General features: G+C 62.5%; 1 protein-coding gene. It reads left to right on the top strand.

The window, feature by feature from the left end:
• Positions 1-510, top strand: a 510-nt coding sequence (locus G6048_RS48535) for a condensation domain-containing protein (protein ID WP_235991179.1), incomplete at both ends; no start/stop codon positions are given.

Below are 510 nucleotides of genomic sequence, written 5' to 3'. Positions count from 1 at the left end.
GGCCTGCGGAGATTCCCGGTATCGAGCAGATGGTCGGTCTGCTGATCAACACGGTTCCGGTCAGGGTCCGGCTCGATCCGTCGCAGTCGCTGACCGAGTTGATGGCCCGGGTGCAGGAGGAGCAGTCTCGCCTCAGCGACCACCAGTACCTGGGCTTGAGCGACATCCAGCGTGCCGCCGGCCAGGGTGAACTCTTCGACACCCTCTACGTGTTCGAGAACTACCCGTCCAACGCCGACAGTATTTACGACCGCACGGATCTCTCGATTACCAGTGCCGATGAATACGGCATTCCGCACTATCCGCTGGGCCTCTGTCTGCTGCCGGGAAAGAAGATGCGTCTTCGGCTCGGGCACGATACCGATCTGTTCGACGTGGACACCGCACGGCAGATGCTGGACCGGTTGTGCCGACTGGCCGAAGCGATGGTCGCCGATCCGGCTCAGCGGGTTGCTGTGGTCGATGTGCTGGTTGCCGGTGAGCGGGAGCGGTTGCTGGGCGAGTTCAATG

This window comes from Streptomyces ureilyticus, assembly GCF_011045025.1.
GTDB classification, from domain to species: Bacteria; Actinomycetota; Actinomycetes; order Streptomycetales; family Streptomycetaceae; genus Streptomyces; species Streptomyces ureilyticus.
This window is presented reverse-complemented; position numbering and strand designations above follow the sequence as displayed.